The following is a 13,741-nucleotide window of genomic DNA, read 5'->3' as shown; positions in this document are numbered from 1 at the left end:
ACGCGCGGGGGCCCGTCCGGACACCTCAGAAGTCGCCGTCGGCCACCTGGAAGACGGTGAGGCCGAGGGATCGCCACATCTGGACCACCTGGACGCGGTCGTCGAAGACGCCGGCCACCCGGTAACGATCCTTGATCTCCCGGTCGTAGATCTCCCGCTTGACGATCGAGTCCTTCCGGGAGTCGCCCACGGCCCGCAGGTGCAGGCCGAGGTAGGGGACCCGAACGTGCCGGGCCAGCCACGCCTCGGTGGCCGCGCGGGCCGAGGCGTCCCGCCCCGAGCAGAAGACCACCCCGTACCCGGCGGCGTGCATCGCCCGGACCGCCGCGATCACCGCCGTGTTCGGCTGGTCCTGGCCCACCCGGGTCATGTCGTACGGGCTGCGGGAGACGGCCAGCGCGACGGTGCCGTCGATGTCCACCAGCACGATCTCGGGTGGCTCGGTCGACGGCGGGTGCACCACGGCGGGGCGTCCGGTGCGGGCCTGCGGCACCGGCAACGGCAGGGTCCGGCCCTCCAGGTACCTCTCGTGCAGCCGGCGGATCGCGTCCCCGCCGACCTGGTCGGCGGCCGGGCGGGCGGCGTCGCGGCGCAGACACTCGTCCAGCGGCACGTCGGTGAAGTCGTGCACCTCGAAGTCCGCGCCGTGGCGAGCGGCCAGCTCGGCCCAGTCCCGCAGCGTCCGTGCGCGCAGATTGGTGTCGTCCACGCAGACGTCCGCCCGGGCCCGCAGCAGCGCCTCGACCTGAGCCCGCTGGACGGCGGTCACCTGTGCCTCGGCCCACTGGGTGAACAGCCGTTCGCCGTGCAGCATCCGGCGCAGGTCGTCCCGGTTCACCCGCGCGACCGACGGCTGGAGCGTGCGGGCGAACGTCGTCTTACCCGAGGCGGGCAGTCCCCGGGTGGCGATCAGGCGGGTCATCGACGCACCTCCGGCTCGGCGGGCGTACCCCGGGCGGGGTACCTGGCGGCTCTCCGCCGGGTGCGCGAATGCCCCGTCGGGCGGCGGGAATGCGGACGGGTAGGCACGTGTTGACGATGCCGGACGAGGTGTGCGGCCCGATTACCGGGTCGGCTCAGGCCCATGGCACACTGGTCAATCGGCCACCGGTTCCGGTTCACGCCCGAGCCCGTCGCGTACGGCGCGACGAGCGATGACGGCGACCCGGCGACCACCAACGAGAGGACCGAGGCGAGATGAAGGCAAACATCCACCCGGAGTACGTGACCACCGAGGTCAGCTGCTCCTGTGGCAACACGTTCACGACCCGCAGCACCGCCAAGGGCGGGGCGATCCACGCCGAGACCTGCAGCGCCTGCCACCCGTTCTACACCGGTAAGCAGCGCGTTCTCGACACCGCCGGCCGGGTCGCGAAGTTCCAGCAGAAGTACGCCAAGGTTCAGGCCAAGAAGGCCAAGTAGCTCCTCGTTCGGCGCCCGCGTCCGGTTTTTCGCCGGACGCGGGCGCCGTCCGCATTTTCCTCCGTTTCCGCCCGGCCGTCGGCCTCCCGGCCCCGGCCCGGTCGTCGCGCACCGTCGAAGGAGCATCCGCAGCATGAGCAGCGAGCGTCTGGCCGGCCTTCTCGACGAGTACGCGGAGCTGGAGAAGCGGTTGGCCGATCCGGCCATCCACGCCGACCAGGCCACCGCGCGCAGGGTCGGCCGCCGGTACGCCGCGCTGGTGCCGCTGCACAAGGCCGCAGACGAGTTGGAGCAGGCCCGCGCCGATCTGGCCGCGGCTCGCGAGCTGGCCGCCGAGGACCCGTCCTTCGCGGCCGAGGCGGAGTCCATCGCCGGGTCCCTGCCGGTGCTGGAGGAGCGCCTCGCCGAGCTGCTCATTCCCCGCGACCCGCACGACGCCAAGGACGTGATCGTCGAGATCAAGGCCGGTGAGGGTGGCGAGGAGTCGGCGCTGTTCGCCGGTGACCTGCTGCGGATGTACACCCGGTACGCCGAGCGCCACGGCTGGATCACCGAGGTGATCGACGCACAGGATTCCGACCTCGGCGGGGTCAAGGACGTCTCCCTGGCGATCAAGACCAAGGGCGTGCCGGACGGCGGCAACGGCGTCTGGTCGCGGCTCAAGTGGGAGGGCGGCGTGCACCGGGTGCAGCGTGTCCCGGTGACCGAGTCGCAGGGGCGGATCCACACCAGCGCCGCCGGGGTGCTGGTGCTGCCGGAGGCCGAGGACGTCGACGTCACCATCGACCAGAACGAGCTGCGCACCGACGTGTTCCGCTCGTCCGGGCCGGGTGGCCAGTCGGTGAACACCACCGACTCGGCGGTGCGGATCACCCACCTGCCGACCGGCATCGTCGTCTCCTGCCAGAACGAGAAGTCCCAGTTGCAGAACCGGGAGCAGGCGATGCGGATCCTGCGGGCCCGGCTGCTCGCCGCCGCCCAGGAGCAGGCCGACGCCGCCGCCTCGGACGCGCGCAAGGCCCAGGTTCGCACCGTGGACCGCTCGGAGCGGATCCGCACCTACAACTTCCCGCAGAACCGGATCACCGATCACCGGATCGGCTACACCGCGTACAACCTGGATCTGGCGCTCGGTGGCGAGCTGGACGGGGTGCTGGACGCCCTCACCGAGGCCGACCGGGCCGCCCGCCTCGCCGGCGACACCGAGTTGACCCGCCGCTGACCGCGACTGCGGTTGCGCCTCGTCGATCATGGAGTTGTGGTGGGCGAATTGTCCCGCCGTGGCGTTTTCGCGAGGCACCACAACCCCTTGATCGACGCCAGCGCGTGCGGGTGGTCAGGCCAGCGCGCCCGGGTGGTCAGCTGGCGCGGGGGCGGGTCTTGGCGCGGAGCATCTCGCGGTCGGCCTGCTCGAACGCGACGCTGAGCGCGTCGCGCAGCCCGCTGCCGCCGGAGACCTCGGCGAAGCCGATGCTCACCCCGACGGGGGTGCCCGGCACCAACGATTCCCAGTCCTCCAGGCGGACCGCGGCCTCGATCCGGCGGGCCACCTCGGCGGCCTCGGCCATGCCGGTGTCCGGCAGCACCACCACGAACTCGTCACCGCCGTAGCGGGCCACGAAGTCGCCCCGGCGCATCACCCGGTTGATCACACCGGCGATGCGTTGCAGCACCAGGTCGCCGGAGTGGTGCCCGTGCCGGGTGTTGACCGCCTTGAAGCCGTCCAGGTCACAGACGCCGATCACCACCCGTTCGCCCCGGGTGACAACGGCGGTGATGTACCGCTCCAGCCGGCGGCGGTTCGGCAGCCCGGTGAGCGGGTCGGTCAACGCCTCGCCCTCGAAGCGCGCCGCCTCGCGGCGCATCTCCTCGTGGTCGATGCGGGCGGCGATGCCGTCGATGTAGACGTCACGCAGCCGGTCGTTGCGCTGCGCGGCGAGCCGGAACGCCAGCCGGTCGGCCCGGTGCGCGGAGAGGTGGTCCCCGGCGCGGGTCAGCGCGATGCTGCGCAGCCGGGCCGGCTCGGCCGCCCCCAGCGTCTCGTTCGACACCTGGACGGTGTCCAGTCGGGCGACCGCCTCGATCGGCCGCCCGTCGGCGACGGCGAGGCACACCTGCCCGAGCTGACGCAGGTCGCGAGCGCGGGCGCTGTCCCCGCCGTGGCTGATCAACCGGGCCGGCTGGGCCCCTTCGGTCGCCACCTGGTCGCCGAGTGCGGCCTGTCGGGCCGCCGCGTAGCCGTACGCGGCGAGGCTGCTCGGGCGCAGCTGGCCGGCCCGCCCGGCGCGGACGAAGCGGGCCAGGTCGGCGGCCACGTCCCGGAGCACCCGCAGGCAACCGTCGCTGTCGCCGTTGTGGTCCAGGGCCACGGCGTTGCGCAGCCGGATGCCCGGCGCGGCGAACGTCTCCTCCGGGATCCCGGCGGTCAGGCCGAGCTGCCGGGCCCGCTCGATGGCCCCCAGGGCGTACCCGTGGAAGCTGAGGTAGCTGTAGGCCATGGCCAGGTCGTGCCAGCCCCAGGCGGTGTCCCGGTCGGGGTCGGCGACGGCGCCCAGCGCCCGGGCCGCTCGGACGAGGTGCATGACGCAGCGGTCCAGTGCGCCCTGGTGGTGCGCGGCGAGTGCGGCCAGCGCGTTGAGGTGCCCGTGCAGATAGGGCTCGGCGAGGTCGCGGACGGCCGCCGACGCCTCTTCGATGGCCCGGGTGAACTCCGCGGTCCGACCGAGATTGATCAGCGCGGAGAGGCGCTGCACCATCGCGTCCGCCCGTGCCGCCGGGTCGGTGGTGGTGCGGATCACACGCTCCAGCAGAACGTACGCCTCTGCGGAGCGGCTGGCCTCCTGCAACGCCCGGGCGTGCGTGAGGGCGTCAACCTGGTCATCGACCCGGTCGAGCCAGCCCACCCGCCAACCTCCTGTCGTGCGCGCCTGGGCGCACCTGTTCGTCACGTCGCTCGCGACGCTTCATGATTATGTCGTGAGTACTTTGCCGCAACACCCCCCCGAAGGGACAGGCCCCATCCGGCCGTCGGCCGCGGTGGCCCGAACGGCCCGTGCGCTCGCCGCCGCCGGGGTCGGCTCCGCCCGGGTGGAGGCCGAGGTGTTGGCGGCGTACGTGCTGGGGGTTTCCCGGGGTCGGCTGGCGCTCGCCGACGACCTCGGCGACGACGAGTTGGCGCGGCTCGACGAGCTGACCCGCCGCCGCGCCGCGCGTGAGCCCTTGCAGCACCTGACCGGTCGGGCCGGGTTTCGGCACCTGGAGCTGTCGGTCGGCCCGGGTGTCTTCGTGCCCCGGCCGGAGACCGAGCTGTTGGCCGGTTGGGGCGTCGAGCAGGCCCGGAGCCGGCCCGACCCGGTGGTGGTCGACCTGTGCAGCGGCTCGGGCGCGATCGCCCTGGCGGTGGCTCAGGAGCTGCCGGGGGCGCGGGTGATCGCGGTGGAGCGGTCCCCGGCGGCGCTTGCCTGGCTGCGGCGCAACGCGGCGGAGCGCGCCGCGGCGGGGGACCGGCCGATCGAGGTGGTCGAGGCCGACGTGACCGCGCCGGACCTGCTGGCGGAGCTGGTGGGCCGGGTGGACGTGTTGCTCTGCAACCCGCCGTACGTGCCGGACGACGTGGTGGTCCCGCCGGAGGTGGCCGGGCACGACCCGGCGGAGGCGGTCTTCGGCGGTGCGGACGGTCTGGTGGTGATCCGGCCGGTCGTCGCCCGGGCGGCGGTGCTGTTGCGCCCCGGGGGCGTGTTCGGCGTCGAGCACGACGACACCCACGGCGCGGCGGTGCCCGGGTTGCTCGCCGAGGACGGCGGCTTCACCGCTGTCGCGGAGCATCTGGACCTCACCGGGCGTCCCCGCTACGCGACCGCGTCCCGACGGGCGGACGGCCAGCACGCCCCGATCGGGGCGGCGTGGCAGACTGACTCCTCGTGATGCTCTACGACTGCCGGTCGCCCGCCGATCGGGACCGCGGCATCGCTGCGGCGATCGAGGCGGTCAAGAACGGCGAGCTGGTTGTTCTCCCGACGGACACCGTGTATGGGATCGGCGCGGACGCGTTCACCCCGTACGCGGTGAAGGCGCTGCTGGATGCCAAGGGCCGGGGTCGGCAGATGCCGCCGCCGGTGCTGATCGGCTCGCGGCACACCCTGGACGGGTTGGTCTTCTCGCTGCCCACGGCCGCACGGGACCTGGTGGAGGCGTTCTGGCCGGGTGCCCTGACGATCGTGGTCGAGCACTCGCCGAGCCTGCAGTGGGACCTGGGCGACAAGACGGGCACGGTGGCGGTGCGGATGCCGCTGCACCCGGTGGCGTTGGAGGTGCTGCGCGAGACCGGCCCGATGGCGGTCTCGTCGGCCAACAAGACCGGCCAGCCGGCCGCGGTCACCGCCGACGAGGCGCGCGACCAGCTCAGTTACTCGGTGCGGGCCTACCTGGAGGCCGGGCCCTGCCCGGACCCGGTGCCCAGCACGATCGTGGACCTGACCGGTGAGGTGCCGCAGCTGTTGCGGGCCGGGGCGATCCCGTTGGAGAAGCTGCGCGACGTGGTTCCGGATCTCGTCGACGGTCGGGCGGCCTGAGTGCCCCCGTTCACGGTTCTGCACGTCTGCATGGGCAACATCTGCCGCTCGCCGATGGCGGAGCGGCTGCTTGCCCTGGCGGTGCGGGAGCGGCTGACCCGGCGTGCTCAGGACCCGGCTCAGGCCGAGGAGTTGGTGCACAGCCACAGCGCCGGCACGGGTGGCTGGCACGCGGGCGAGGAGATGAACCCGCCGGCCGCCCGGCAGGTCATCGGCCGTGGTGGGGACGTGGCGGGGTTCGCGGCGCGCAAGCTGCGCTCGGACCACATCGACGCCGCCGACCTGGTCCTGACCGCCACCGCCGACCAGCAGGAGTACGTGGTGGCGCTTCGTCCGGACGCGGCGGCCCGCACGTTCGTGCTGGGCGAGTTCGGCCGGCTGCTGGCCGCGGTGGACGCCGGCGCGCTGCCGCCGGGCGACGCCACCCCGGAGGCCGTGTACGCCCGGGGGGTGGCCCTGGTGGCGGCGGCTCACGACGCGCGGCTGGGCGCCTCGGCGCTGGCCACCGATGATCTGGACGACCCCTGGGGTCGTGGCGACCAGTGCTTCAGCCGGGTCGCCGACGAGATCGAGGAGACGGTCCACCCGCTGGCCGGCGCGCTGCTGCCCTGAGCGTGGTGCGAGTTTCCTCCGGGTTTGGGGAAAACCCAGGGCTAAAGGGGCGTTCCGGGTCATTCTGAACGGGTCCTAGCGTGACCGGCTCCTGCGGGGAGAGCTGATGATCCGGGCCCAATTCGACAAACTGCTGACCGTGGTGATCGCCGGGGTGCTGGCCGGGCTGGTGCTGGCCGCCGCCGCCCTGCCCGCCGCCCTGGTCTTCGGGATCGGCTTCAGCGCCCTGTCGACGCCGTACTCGGAGCTGCCGAACACACTCCGTACGCCGCCCACCGCGCAGCGCTCCAACCTCTACGCCAACGACGGCACCACCCTGATCACCTCCTTCTACCAGGAGGACCGGGTGGACGTGCCGCTGCACGAGGTGGCCCCGGTGATGCGCCGAGCGATCGTGGCCGCCGAGGACGTCCGGTTCTACCAGCACAGCGGGGTCGACCTGCGGGGCGTGGTGCGCGCGTTCACAGTCAACAAGCGCGACGGCCGGACCCGGCAGGGCGCCTCCACGCTGACCATGCAGTACGTCCGCAACGTGCTCAGCAACGACCCCCGGCTGAGCGAGGCGCAGCGGGACGCCGCCACCGAACTCACCACAGTGCGCAAGCTCCAGGAGATGCGGTACGCGCTCGCGTTGGAGCGGGAACTCGACAAGGACGAGATCCTGACCCGCTACCTCAACATCGCCTACTTCGGTGCCGGGGCGTACGGCATCGCGGCGGCCAGCAAGCGGTACTTCTCCCGGTCCCCGGCCGAGTTGACCCTGGCCCAGGCGGCCCTGCTCGCCGGTCTGGTGCGTTCGCCGGACAGCGACGATCCGATCAACGGCGACGCCGACAGCGCGGTGGCCCGGCGGTCGTACGTGTTGGAGCGGCTGGTGGAGTCGGGGCAGGTGCCGGCGGACGCGGCGGCGGCGGCGCGTGCCGAACCGTTGCAGCTGCGGCCCAGCGAGACCCCGAACGACTGCACGGGCGTGCCCGACGCGCACAACGACTGGGGCTTCTTCTGCGACTGGTTCACCCGTTGGTGGAGCAGCCAGTCCGCGTTCGGGGCGACCGCCGACGAGCGGCAGCGCGCGCTGCGCCGGGGCGGGTTCTCCATCGTCTCGTCGCTGGACCCGGGGGTGCAGCGGGCCACCACCGAGCAGGTGCTGAAGATCTACCCGACGACCAGGGCCGAGGCGGTGCCCACCGCCGTGGTGCAACCGGGCACCGGGCGGGTGTTGGCGATGTCGGTCAACCGGGCCTACAGCGTGGCGGGCAACCCGGTCGGGCAGAAGAACCGCCCGAACACCGTCAACCAGTTGGTCGCCGGCGGCGGCGCGATCGAGGGGTACCAGGGCGGCTCGACGTTCAAGCTCTTCACCCTGCTGGCCGCGCTGGAGTCCGGCCTGCCGCTGTCGACCGACTTCGTGGCGCCGACCCAGTTGCTCACCCGCTTCCCGGTGACCGGGGAGGCGAGTTGCGACGGGCGGTGGTGCCCGGCGAACGCCAGCCCGTCGTCGATGGACGGCCCCCGCACCATGTGGAGCGCTTTCGGCCGCTCGGTGAACACCTACTTCGCCTGGCTCACCGAGAGGGTCGGCGCCGACCGGGTGGTGGAGATGGCCGAGCGGCTCGGCATCGTGCTGCGGGCCGAGTCCGACGCCAAGCTGGCCCGCTACGGCGCGAAGGACTGGGGCCCGTTCACGCTGGGTGTTGCCGCCACCACCCCGTTGGACCTGGCCACCGCGTACGCCACGGTGGCGGCCGAGGGGACCTGGTGCGCGCCGCTGCCGGTGGTCTCGATCACCGACTCGGGCGGCCGGCCGGTCGACGCCGCCAAGCCGGACTGCCGACAGGTGCTCGATCCCGACGTGGCGCGGGCGGCCACCGACGCGGCCCGCTGCCCGGTCGGCGACCAGTCGATGTACGGGCGCTGCGACGGCGCCACCGCTCCCGGCCTGCGGGCGAAGCTCGGCCGTCCGGTGGCCGGCAAGACCGGCAGCTCGGAACGGTACGAGACGGAGACGGTGGTGGCGTTCACCCCGCAGCTCGCGGTCGCCTCGATGGCCGCGAACCCGGACGATCCCCGGGACGCGGTCGGTCAGGCGGTGCAGGCCCAGTTGGTGGACGCCGTCGGTGAGGTGCTCGCCTTCGCCCTGCGCGACCAACCGGTCCGCGACTTCGTCCCGCCGAGCGAACGAACCGCCTTCCAGACCCAACCCCAAGCCGGCAACTGACCCCAACCCCCACCCCGACCCCCCACCCCACCCCACCCCACCCCGCTCGCCGATCTTGCACTTCCTGCGGTGACAAAAGGTGCCGAGGTCCGCAAATCGGCAACACAAAGTGCAAGATCGCGGGGAACGAGCGGGAGCGGGGAGCGGGGAGCGGGCGGTCAGTGGGTCTGCTCGGCGTTGCGGGCTATGTTGCGGGCCATTCCGCCGAAGACCACCGTGTGGAACGGGGCCACCGACTTCCAGTAGGCGTGCCCGGCCAGGCCGCGGGGCAGGAAGACCGCGCGTTGCTGGTAGCGGCTGCCGCCGTCGTCGGCCGGCAGCACCCGCATCTCCAGCCAGGCCCGGCCGGGTAGCCGCATCTCCGCGCGCAGTCGCAGCAGCTCGCCCGGGACGATCTCCTCGACCCGCCAGAAGTCCAGTGCCTCGCCGACCTGGAGGCGGTGCGGGTCGCGTCGACCCCGGCGCAGCCCGACCCCGCCGACCAGCCGGTCCAGCCAGCCCCGGATCGACCAGGCGAGGGGGAACGAGTACCAGCCGTGTTCGCCGCCGACGCCCTCGACGACCCGCCAGAGCGCCGCGGGCGACGCGTCCACCGCCCGTTCCCGGACGTCGGTGTAGGCGCTGCCACCGGACCAGACCGGGTCGGTGGGCAGCGGCTCGGCGGGTGCGTCCGGGCCGCTCGCGGTCGACCAGCGGGTCTCCACCTGGGCGTCGCGCACCTTGGCCAGCGCCAGCGCCACCGCGTCGTCGAAGCCGGTCAGCCCGCCCGGCGGGTCGGGTACGTAGCGGGCGATGTCGTGTTCGTCCGCGACCGCCTCCTGGATCAGGCTCTCCACCAGCGGGCGGGCGATCTTGTTCGGCACCGGGGTGATGAGGCCGACCCAGTGCGAGGAGAGCGACGGGGTGAGCACCCGGACCGGCACGATGATGCGCCGGCGCAGCCCGGCCACCCGGGCGTAGCGCTGCATCATCTCGCGGAACGTGAGCACGTCCGGCCCGCCGATGTCGAAGCCCCGGTTGACGTCCGCCGGCAGAGCGGTGCAGCCGACCAGGTAGTTCAGCACGTCGCGGACGGCGATCGGTTGGATCCGGTTGCGAACCCAGCGCGGCGTGACCATGGCGGGCAGTCGCTCGGTCAGGTACCGCAGCATCTCGAACGACGCCGAACCGGAGCCGATGATCACCGCGGCCCGGAGCACCGCCGTGGGCACCCCGCTGGCCAGCAGGATCCGGCCCACCTCGGCCCGGGAGCGCAGGTGCGGCGAGGGGACCGCGTCGGTCGCCGGCAGTGGACCGCCCAGGTAGACGATCCGCCGTACGCCGGCAGCTCGCGCCGCCGCCGCGAAGTTGGTCGCCGCCGCCCGGTCGGCCGCCTCGAAGTCGGACCGGCCCAGCGAGTGCACCAGGAAGTACGCCACGTCCACGTCGGCGAACGCGGCGGCCAGCGTCTCCGGTCGGCTGAGGTCTCCCTCGACGATCTCGGCCGCCGCGGCCCAGGGCACGTCGCGCAGTCGCACCGCCTTGCGGGCGAGGCAGCGCACGGTGTGCCCATCGGCGAGCAGCAGCGGCGTCAGCCGCCCGCCGATGTAACCGGTCGCTCCGGTGACGAGGCATCTCACAGGTCCCAGTCTGCTGCCCCCTAGACTCGTTCGCTGTGGAGACCGAGACGAGCACCTTCTGGGGGCCGGATTTCGCGCAGCTCAGGGCCACCGACCCGGAGATCGCCGGGGTGGTCCTCGGCGAGTTGGACCGGTTGCGGGGCGGCCTGCAGCTCATCGCCAGCGAGAACCTGACCTCGCCGGCGGTGCTGGCCGCGCTCGGCTCGACGCTGACCAACAAGTACGCCGAGGGTTACCCGGGCCGGCGCTACTACGGCGGCTGTGCCGAGGTGGACCGGGCCGAGGAGATCGGCATCGCCCGCGCAAAGGAGCTCTTCGGGGCCGAGCACGCCAACCTCCAGCCCCACTCCGGGGCCAGCGCCAACCTGGCCGCGTACGCCGCGCTGGTGCAGCCGGGAGACACCGTGCTGGCGATGGACCTGCCGCACGGCGGGCACCTCACCCACGGCAGCCGGGTGAACTTCTCCGGCAAGTGGTTCCACCCGGTCGGCTACCCGGTGCGGCCGGACACCGAGCAGATCGACTACGACGAGGTACGGGACCTGGCGCGGGCGCACCGACCCAAGCTGATCATCTGTGGGGCCACCGCGTACCCGCGCCTGATCGACTTCGCCCGGTTCCGGGAGATCGCCGACGAGGTCGGCGCGTACCTGATGGTGGACGCCGCGCACTTCATCGGCCTGGTCGCCGGTCGGGCGATCCCGTCCCCGGTGCCGTACGCCGACGTCGTCTGCGCCACCACCCACAAGGTGCTGCGCGGCCCGCGCGGCGGCATGATCCTGTGCCGCGAGTCGCTGGCCCAGCGGATCGACAAGGCGGTCTTCCCGTTCACCCAGGGTGGCCCGCTGATGCACGCGGTCGCGGCCAAGGCGGTCGCGCTGCGCGAGGCCGCCCAGCCGGAGTTCCAGACGTACGCCCGACAGGTGGTCAGCAACGCCCAGGCGCTCGCCGCCGGGCTGGCCGACGAGGGGATGCGCCCGGTGTCCGGTGGCACCGACACCCATCTCGCCCTGATCGACCTGCGGGAGCTGGGGGTGACCGGCACCGAGGCCGAGCGACGCTGCGACGCCGCGTCGATCACCCTGAACAAGAACGCCATCCCGTACGACCCGCAGCCGCCGATGGTGGCCTCCGGCATCCGGGTGGGCACCCCGAGCGTCACCACCCAGGGGATGCGCGAGGGGGAGCTACGCCAGGTGGCGACCCTGATCGCCCGTGCGGTGCGCACCGATCCCGGCGCTCCGGGCGGGGCCGACGAGTTGACCCGGCTCGGTGCCGAGGTGTCCGAGCTGGTCGCGGCGTTCCCGGCGTACCCCCGTGGCTGAGCCCGGGGTGGTCGAGCCGGGCACCGACCGGCGGTGGCGGCTGCGGCACCTCCCGGTGCTGCTGGCCGCGTCGGCGGCGCTCGCCGCGGTCGCCGCCGTGGTGGGTGGGGTGACCGGCGGCGGGACGGCCGCGCTCGGCGCGGCGGCCGGCGTGGGCGTCACGGTGCTCAGCTACACCCTCACCACGGTGGTGCTGGCCCGGGCGGATCAGATCAACCCGCAGTTGCTGCTGCCGCTCGGCCTGGGCCTGTATGTGCTGAAGTTCAGCCTGCTGGGTGTGGTGCTGGTGGCGGTGGCGTCGACCGGTTGGCCCGGTTTGATCCCTCTCTGCCTCGGCATCGTCGCCGGGGTGGCAGTGTGGACGGCGGTGCACATCTGGTGGCTGACCACGGTGCACGCCCGCCGGGCGCCCAACTGACCTGGCGGTCGTCCCACCCTTCGGACGCGCCGAAATGTGTCGGCCTCCGGTCATTTTCCGACGGGCGGAAGGGGAGTAGCGTGCCCACAGACGACGGCGCCCACGAGAAGCCCACACAACGACGGTTGTGCGGGGGGTGAGGCACAGCCTCGTCTTCCCGGCTGATATCGTTCGCCCCGTCATGGCTGGTGACCAAACCCCCCGTCCCGCCGGCGAACCGGACGATATTCCGTCCGGCGCCGGTCAGGGTTGGACCGCGCTCAGCTACCTCATCGGAGGAATGCTCGTGTGGGGTTTCATCGGCTGGCTGGTTGACCAGTGGCTCGACACCGGCGGCGTCGCCACCGGGATCGGCGTCGTGCTCGGTATGGCCGGGGGAATCATCCTCGTCGTCCGCCGGCTCGGCACGCCTACTTAGGAAGGGACGCGGTGTTCGGACAGGCGAACGTTCTGGCAGCGGGCCAGGCGGCATTCCCACCCACGGTGGAGGACTTCTACCTGCCCAGCATCCTGCCCTGGGGTGCACACGACTCCTACTGGGTCACCAAGATCACGGCGATGGTCTGGATCGCGGTCGGCGTCCTGATCATCTTCTTCCTGGCGAGCTACCGGAACCCGCAGCTGGTGCCGACCAAGAAGCAGTGGTTCGCCGAGTCGATCTACGGCTTCGTGCGTAACAACATCGCGGTCGACATGATCGGGCACCAGGGCGTGCGGTTCGCCCCCTACTTCACGACGCTGTTCTGCTTCGTGCTGCTGACGAACGCGTTCGCGATCATCCCGTTCTTCCAGATCTCGCCGAACTCGCACATCGCCTTCCCGGCGATCCTCGCGATCATCAGCTACGTGCTGTTCAACTACATCGGCATCAAGAAGCACGGCTTCGTCAAATACTTCAAGAACTCGCTGATCCCGCCGGCACCCTGGTACATCCTGCCGCTGCTGATCCCGATCGAGCTCTTCTCGACCTTCATCGTCCGGCCGTTCTCGCTGGCCGTCCGTCTCTTTGCGAACATGTTCGCCGGTCACATGCTCCTGCTGGTCTTCACGCTCGGCGGCTTCGCGATGCTGAGCGCCAACGCCTGGCTGGCCCCGGTCTCGGTGCTCTCCTGGGTGATGACCATCGCGCTCACCTTCCTGGAGTTCCTGGTGATCGTCCTGCAGGCCTACGTCTTCACCGTCCTCACCGCCAGCTACGTGCAGGGCGCGCTCGCCGAAGAGCACTGATCCACCCGCACCATCCGTTGTCGTCCCGCGTGAGAGTCACGCGTGATAACCAGGAGGAACCACACCAATGGACGCTAGCGTTCTCGCCGAGGTCACCGGTAGCACCGCTGCCATCGGCTACGGTCTCGCCGCCATCGGCCCGGGCATCGGCGTTGGCCTGGTCTTCGCTGCCTACATCCAGTCGACCGCCCGCCAGCCGGAGTCGTCGCGCATGACCCTGCCGTACGTCTGGATCGGCTTCGCCGTCATCGAGGCGCTCGCGCTGCTGGGCATCGCCTTCGGCTTCATCTGGGCCGGCTCCGCAGCCTGATCCACCCTTTGACCGGGAG

14 protein-coding genes are annotated in these 13,741 nt (G+C 72.1%); 11 read left to right on the top strand and 3 right to left on the bottom strand.

All coding sequences use genetic code 11. The features are described from left to right. Positions 1 to 25: 25 nt before the first annotated feature. A complete protein-coding gene (locus ACFYL6_RS07150; protein ID WP_387168619.1) occupies positions 26 to 922 on the bottom strand; it encodes an AAA family ATPase in 897 nt (298 codons plus the stop codon). A 275-nt stretch (positions 923 to 1,197) separates the two neighbouring features. On the opposite strand from ACFYL6_RS07150, the gene rpmE reads away from it, so the two are divergent. Next, positions 1,198 to 1,422 (top strand): 50S ribosomal protein L31, encoded by a 225-nt coding sequence (rpmE, locus tag ACFYL6_RS07145; protein ID WP_030333150.1) that lies wholly within the window; start codon positions 1,198 to 1,200, stop codon positions 1,420 to 1,422. Between the two features lie 133 nt (positions 1,423 to 1,555). Next, positions 1,556 to 2,644, top strand: a complete 1,089-nt coding sequence (gene prfA, locus ACFYL6_RS07140; RefSeq protein WP_387168616.1) for a peptide chain release factor 1 — start codon at positions 1,556 to 1,558, stop codon at positions 2,642 to 2,644. Positions 2,645 to 2,780: 136 nt separating this feature from the next. Here the strand turns inward: prfA and ACFYL6_RS07135 are convergent, their stop codons facing one another. Continuing rightward, entirely contained in the window at positions 2,781 to 4,325 is a 1,545-nt protein-coding gene (locus ACFYL6_RS07135; RefSeq protein ID WP_387168613.1) for a diguanylate cyclase domain-containing protein, read from the bottom strand. A 73-nt stretch (positions 4,326 to 4,398) separates the two neighbouring features. On the opposite strand from ACFYL6_RS07135, the gene prmC reads away from it, so the two are divergent. From prmC to ACFYL6_RS07115, 4 genes are all read left to right on the top strand, one after another. Beyond that, positions 4,399 to 5,346 (top strand): peptide chain release factor N(5)-glutamine methyltransferase, encoded by a 948-nt coding sequence (prmC, locus tag ACFYL6_RS07130; protein ID WP_387168610.1) that lies wholly within the window; start codon positions 4,399 to 4,401, stop codon positions 5,344 to 5,346. Then, complete coding sequence (locus tag ACFYL6_RS07125) at positions 5,346 to 5,993, top strand: L-threonylcarbamoyladenylate synthase (protein WP_238661293.1); 648 nt, start codon at positions 5,346 to 5,348, stop codon at positions 5,991 to 5,993. Before prmC ends, ACFYL6_RS07125 begins: the two co-directional genes overlap by 1 nt. Beyond that, on the top strand, positions 5,994 to 6,605 hold the full coding sequence (locus tag ACFYL6_RS07120; RefSeq protein WP_387168607.1) for a phosphotyrosine protein phosphatase: 612 nt from the start codon (positions 5,994 to 5,996) through the stop codon (positions 6,603 to 6,605). A 106-nt stretch (positions 6,606 to 6,711) separates the two neighbouring features. Next, positions 6,712 to 8,823 (top strand): transglycosylase domain-containing protein, encoded by a 2,112-nt coding sequence (locus ACFYL6_RS07115; protein ID WP_387168604.1) that lies wholly within the window; start codon positions 6,712 to 6,714, stop codon positions 8,821 to 8,823. Positions 8,824 to 8,981: 158 nt separating this feature from the next. Here the strand turns inward: ACFYL6_RS07115 and ACFYL6_RS07110 are convergent, their stop codons facing one another. Then, positions 8,982 to 10,442 (bottom strand): SDR family oxidoreductase, encoded by a 1,461-nt coding sequence (locus tag ACFYL6_RS07110; protein ID WP_387168601.1) that lies wholly within the window; start codon positions 10,440 to 10,442, stop codon positions 8,982 to 8,984. 35 nt (positions 10,443 to 10,477) lie between these two features. On the opposite strand from ACFYL6_RS07110, the gene glyA reads away from it, so the two are divergent. From glyA to ACFYL6_RS07085, 5 genes are all read left to right on the top strand, one after another. Continuing rightward, positions 10,478 to 11,767, top strand: coding sequence for a serine hydroxymethyltransferase (glyA, locus tag ACFYL6_RS07105; RefSeq protein WP_091405895.1), 1,290 nt, complete (start codon positions 10,478 to 10,480; stop codon positions 11,765 to 11,767). After that, positions 11,760 to 12,185, top strand: a complete 426-nt coding sequence (locus ACFYL6_RS07100; protein WP_387168598.1) for a hypothetical protein — start codon at positions 11,760 to 11,762, stop codon at positions 12,183 to 12,185. The genes glyA and ACFYL6_RS07100 overlap by 8 nt, the downstream gene beginning before the upstream one ends. A 181-nt stretch (positions 12,186 to 12,366) precedes the next feature. After that, a complete protein-coding gene (locus tag ACFYL6_RS07095) occupies positions 12,367 to 12,603 on the top strand; it encodes an AtpZ/AtpI family protein (RefSeq protein ID WP_030488045.1) in 237 nt (78 codons plus the stop codon). Positions 12,604 to 12,614: 11 nt separating this feature from the next. Further along, positions 12,615 to 13,412: a F0F1 ATP synthase subunit A gene (gene atpB, locus ACFYL6_RS07090; RefSeq protein WP_238659271.1), complete on the top strand. Its 798-nt coding sequence runs from the start codon at positions 12,615 to 12,617 to the stop codon at positions 13,410 to 13,412. A gap of 67 nt (positions 13,413 to 13,479) precedes the next feature. Beyond that, on the top strand, positions 13,480 to 13,722 hold the full coding sequence (locus tag ACFYL6_RS07085) for a F0F1 ATP synthase subunit C (protein ID WP_130404096.1): 243 nt from the start codon (positions 13,480 to 13,482) through the stop codon (positions 13,720 to 13,722). Positions 13,723 to 13,741: the final 19 nt, after the last annotated feature.

Origin of the sequence: Micromonospora sp. NPDC007208, assembly GCF_042869175.1 — a bacterium.
Taxonomy (GTDB): domain Bacteria; phylum Actinomycetota; class Actinomycetes; order Mycobacteriales; family Micromonosporaceae; genus Micromonospora; species Micromonospora foliorum.
This window is presented reverse-complemented; position numbering and strand designations above follow the sequence as displayed.

Bases quoted from the DNA above. Each gene is read 5' to 3' on its own strand.
- ACFYL6_RS07150 (WP_387168619.1), bottom strand. From the start codon at position 922: ATGACCCGCCTGATCGCCACCCGGGGACTGCCCGCCTCGGGTAAGACG.
- rpmE (WP_030333150.1), top strand. From the start codon at position 1,198: ATGAAGGCAAACATCCACCCGGAGTACGTGACCACCGAGGTCAGCTGC.
- prfA (WP_387168616.1), top strand. From the start codon at position 1,556: ATGAGCAGCGAGCGTCTGGCCGGCCTTCTCGACGAGTACGCGGAGCTG.
- ACFYL6_RS07125 (WP_238661293.1), top strand. From the start codon at position 5,346: ATGCTCTACGACTGCCGGTCGCCCGCCGATCGGGACCGCGGCATCGCT.
- ACFYL6_RS07115 (WP_387168604.1), top strand. From the start codon at position 6,712: ATGATCCGGGCCCAATTCGACAAACTGCTGACCGTGGTGATCGCCGGG.
- ACFYL6_RS07095 (WP_030488045.1), top strand. From the start codon at position 12,367: ATGGCTGGTGACCAAACCCCCCGTCCCGCCGGCGAACCGGACGATATT.
- ACFYL6_RS07085 (WP_130404096.1), top strand. From the start codon at position 13,480: ATGGACGCTAGCGTTCTCGCCGAGGTCACCGGTAGCACCGCTGCCATC.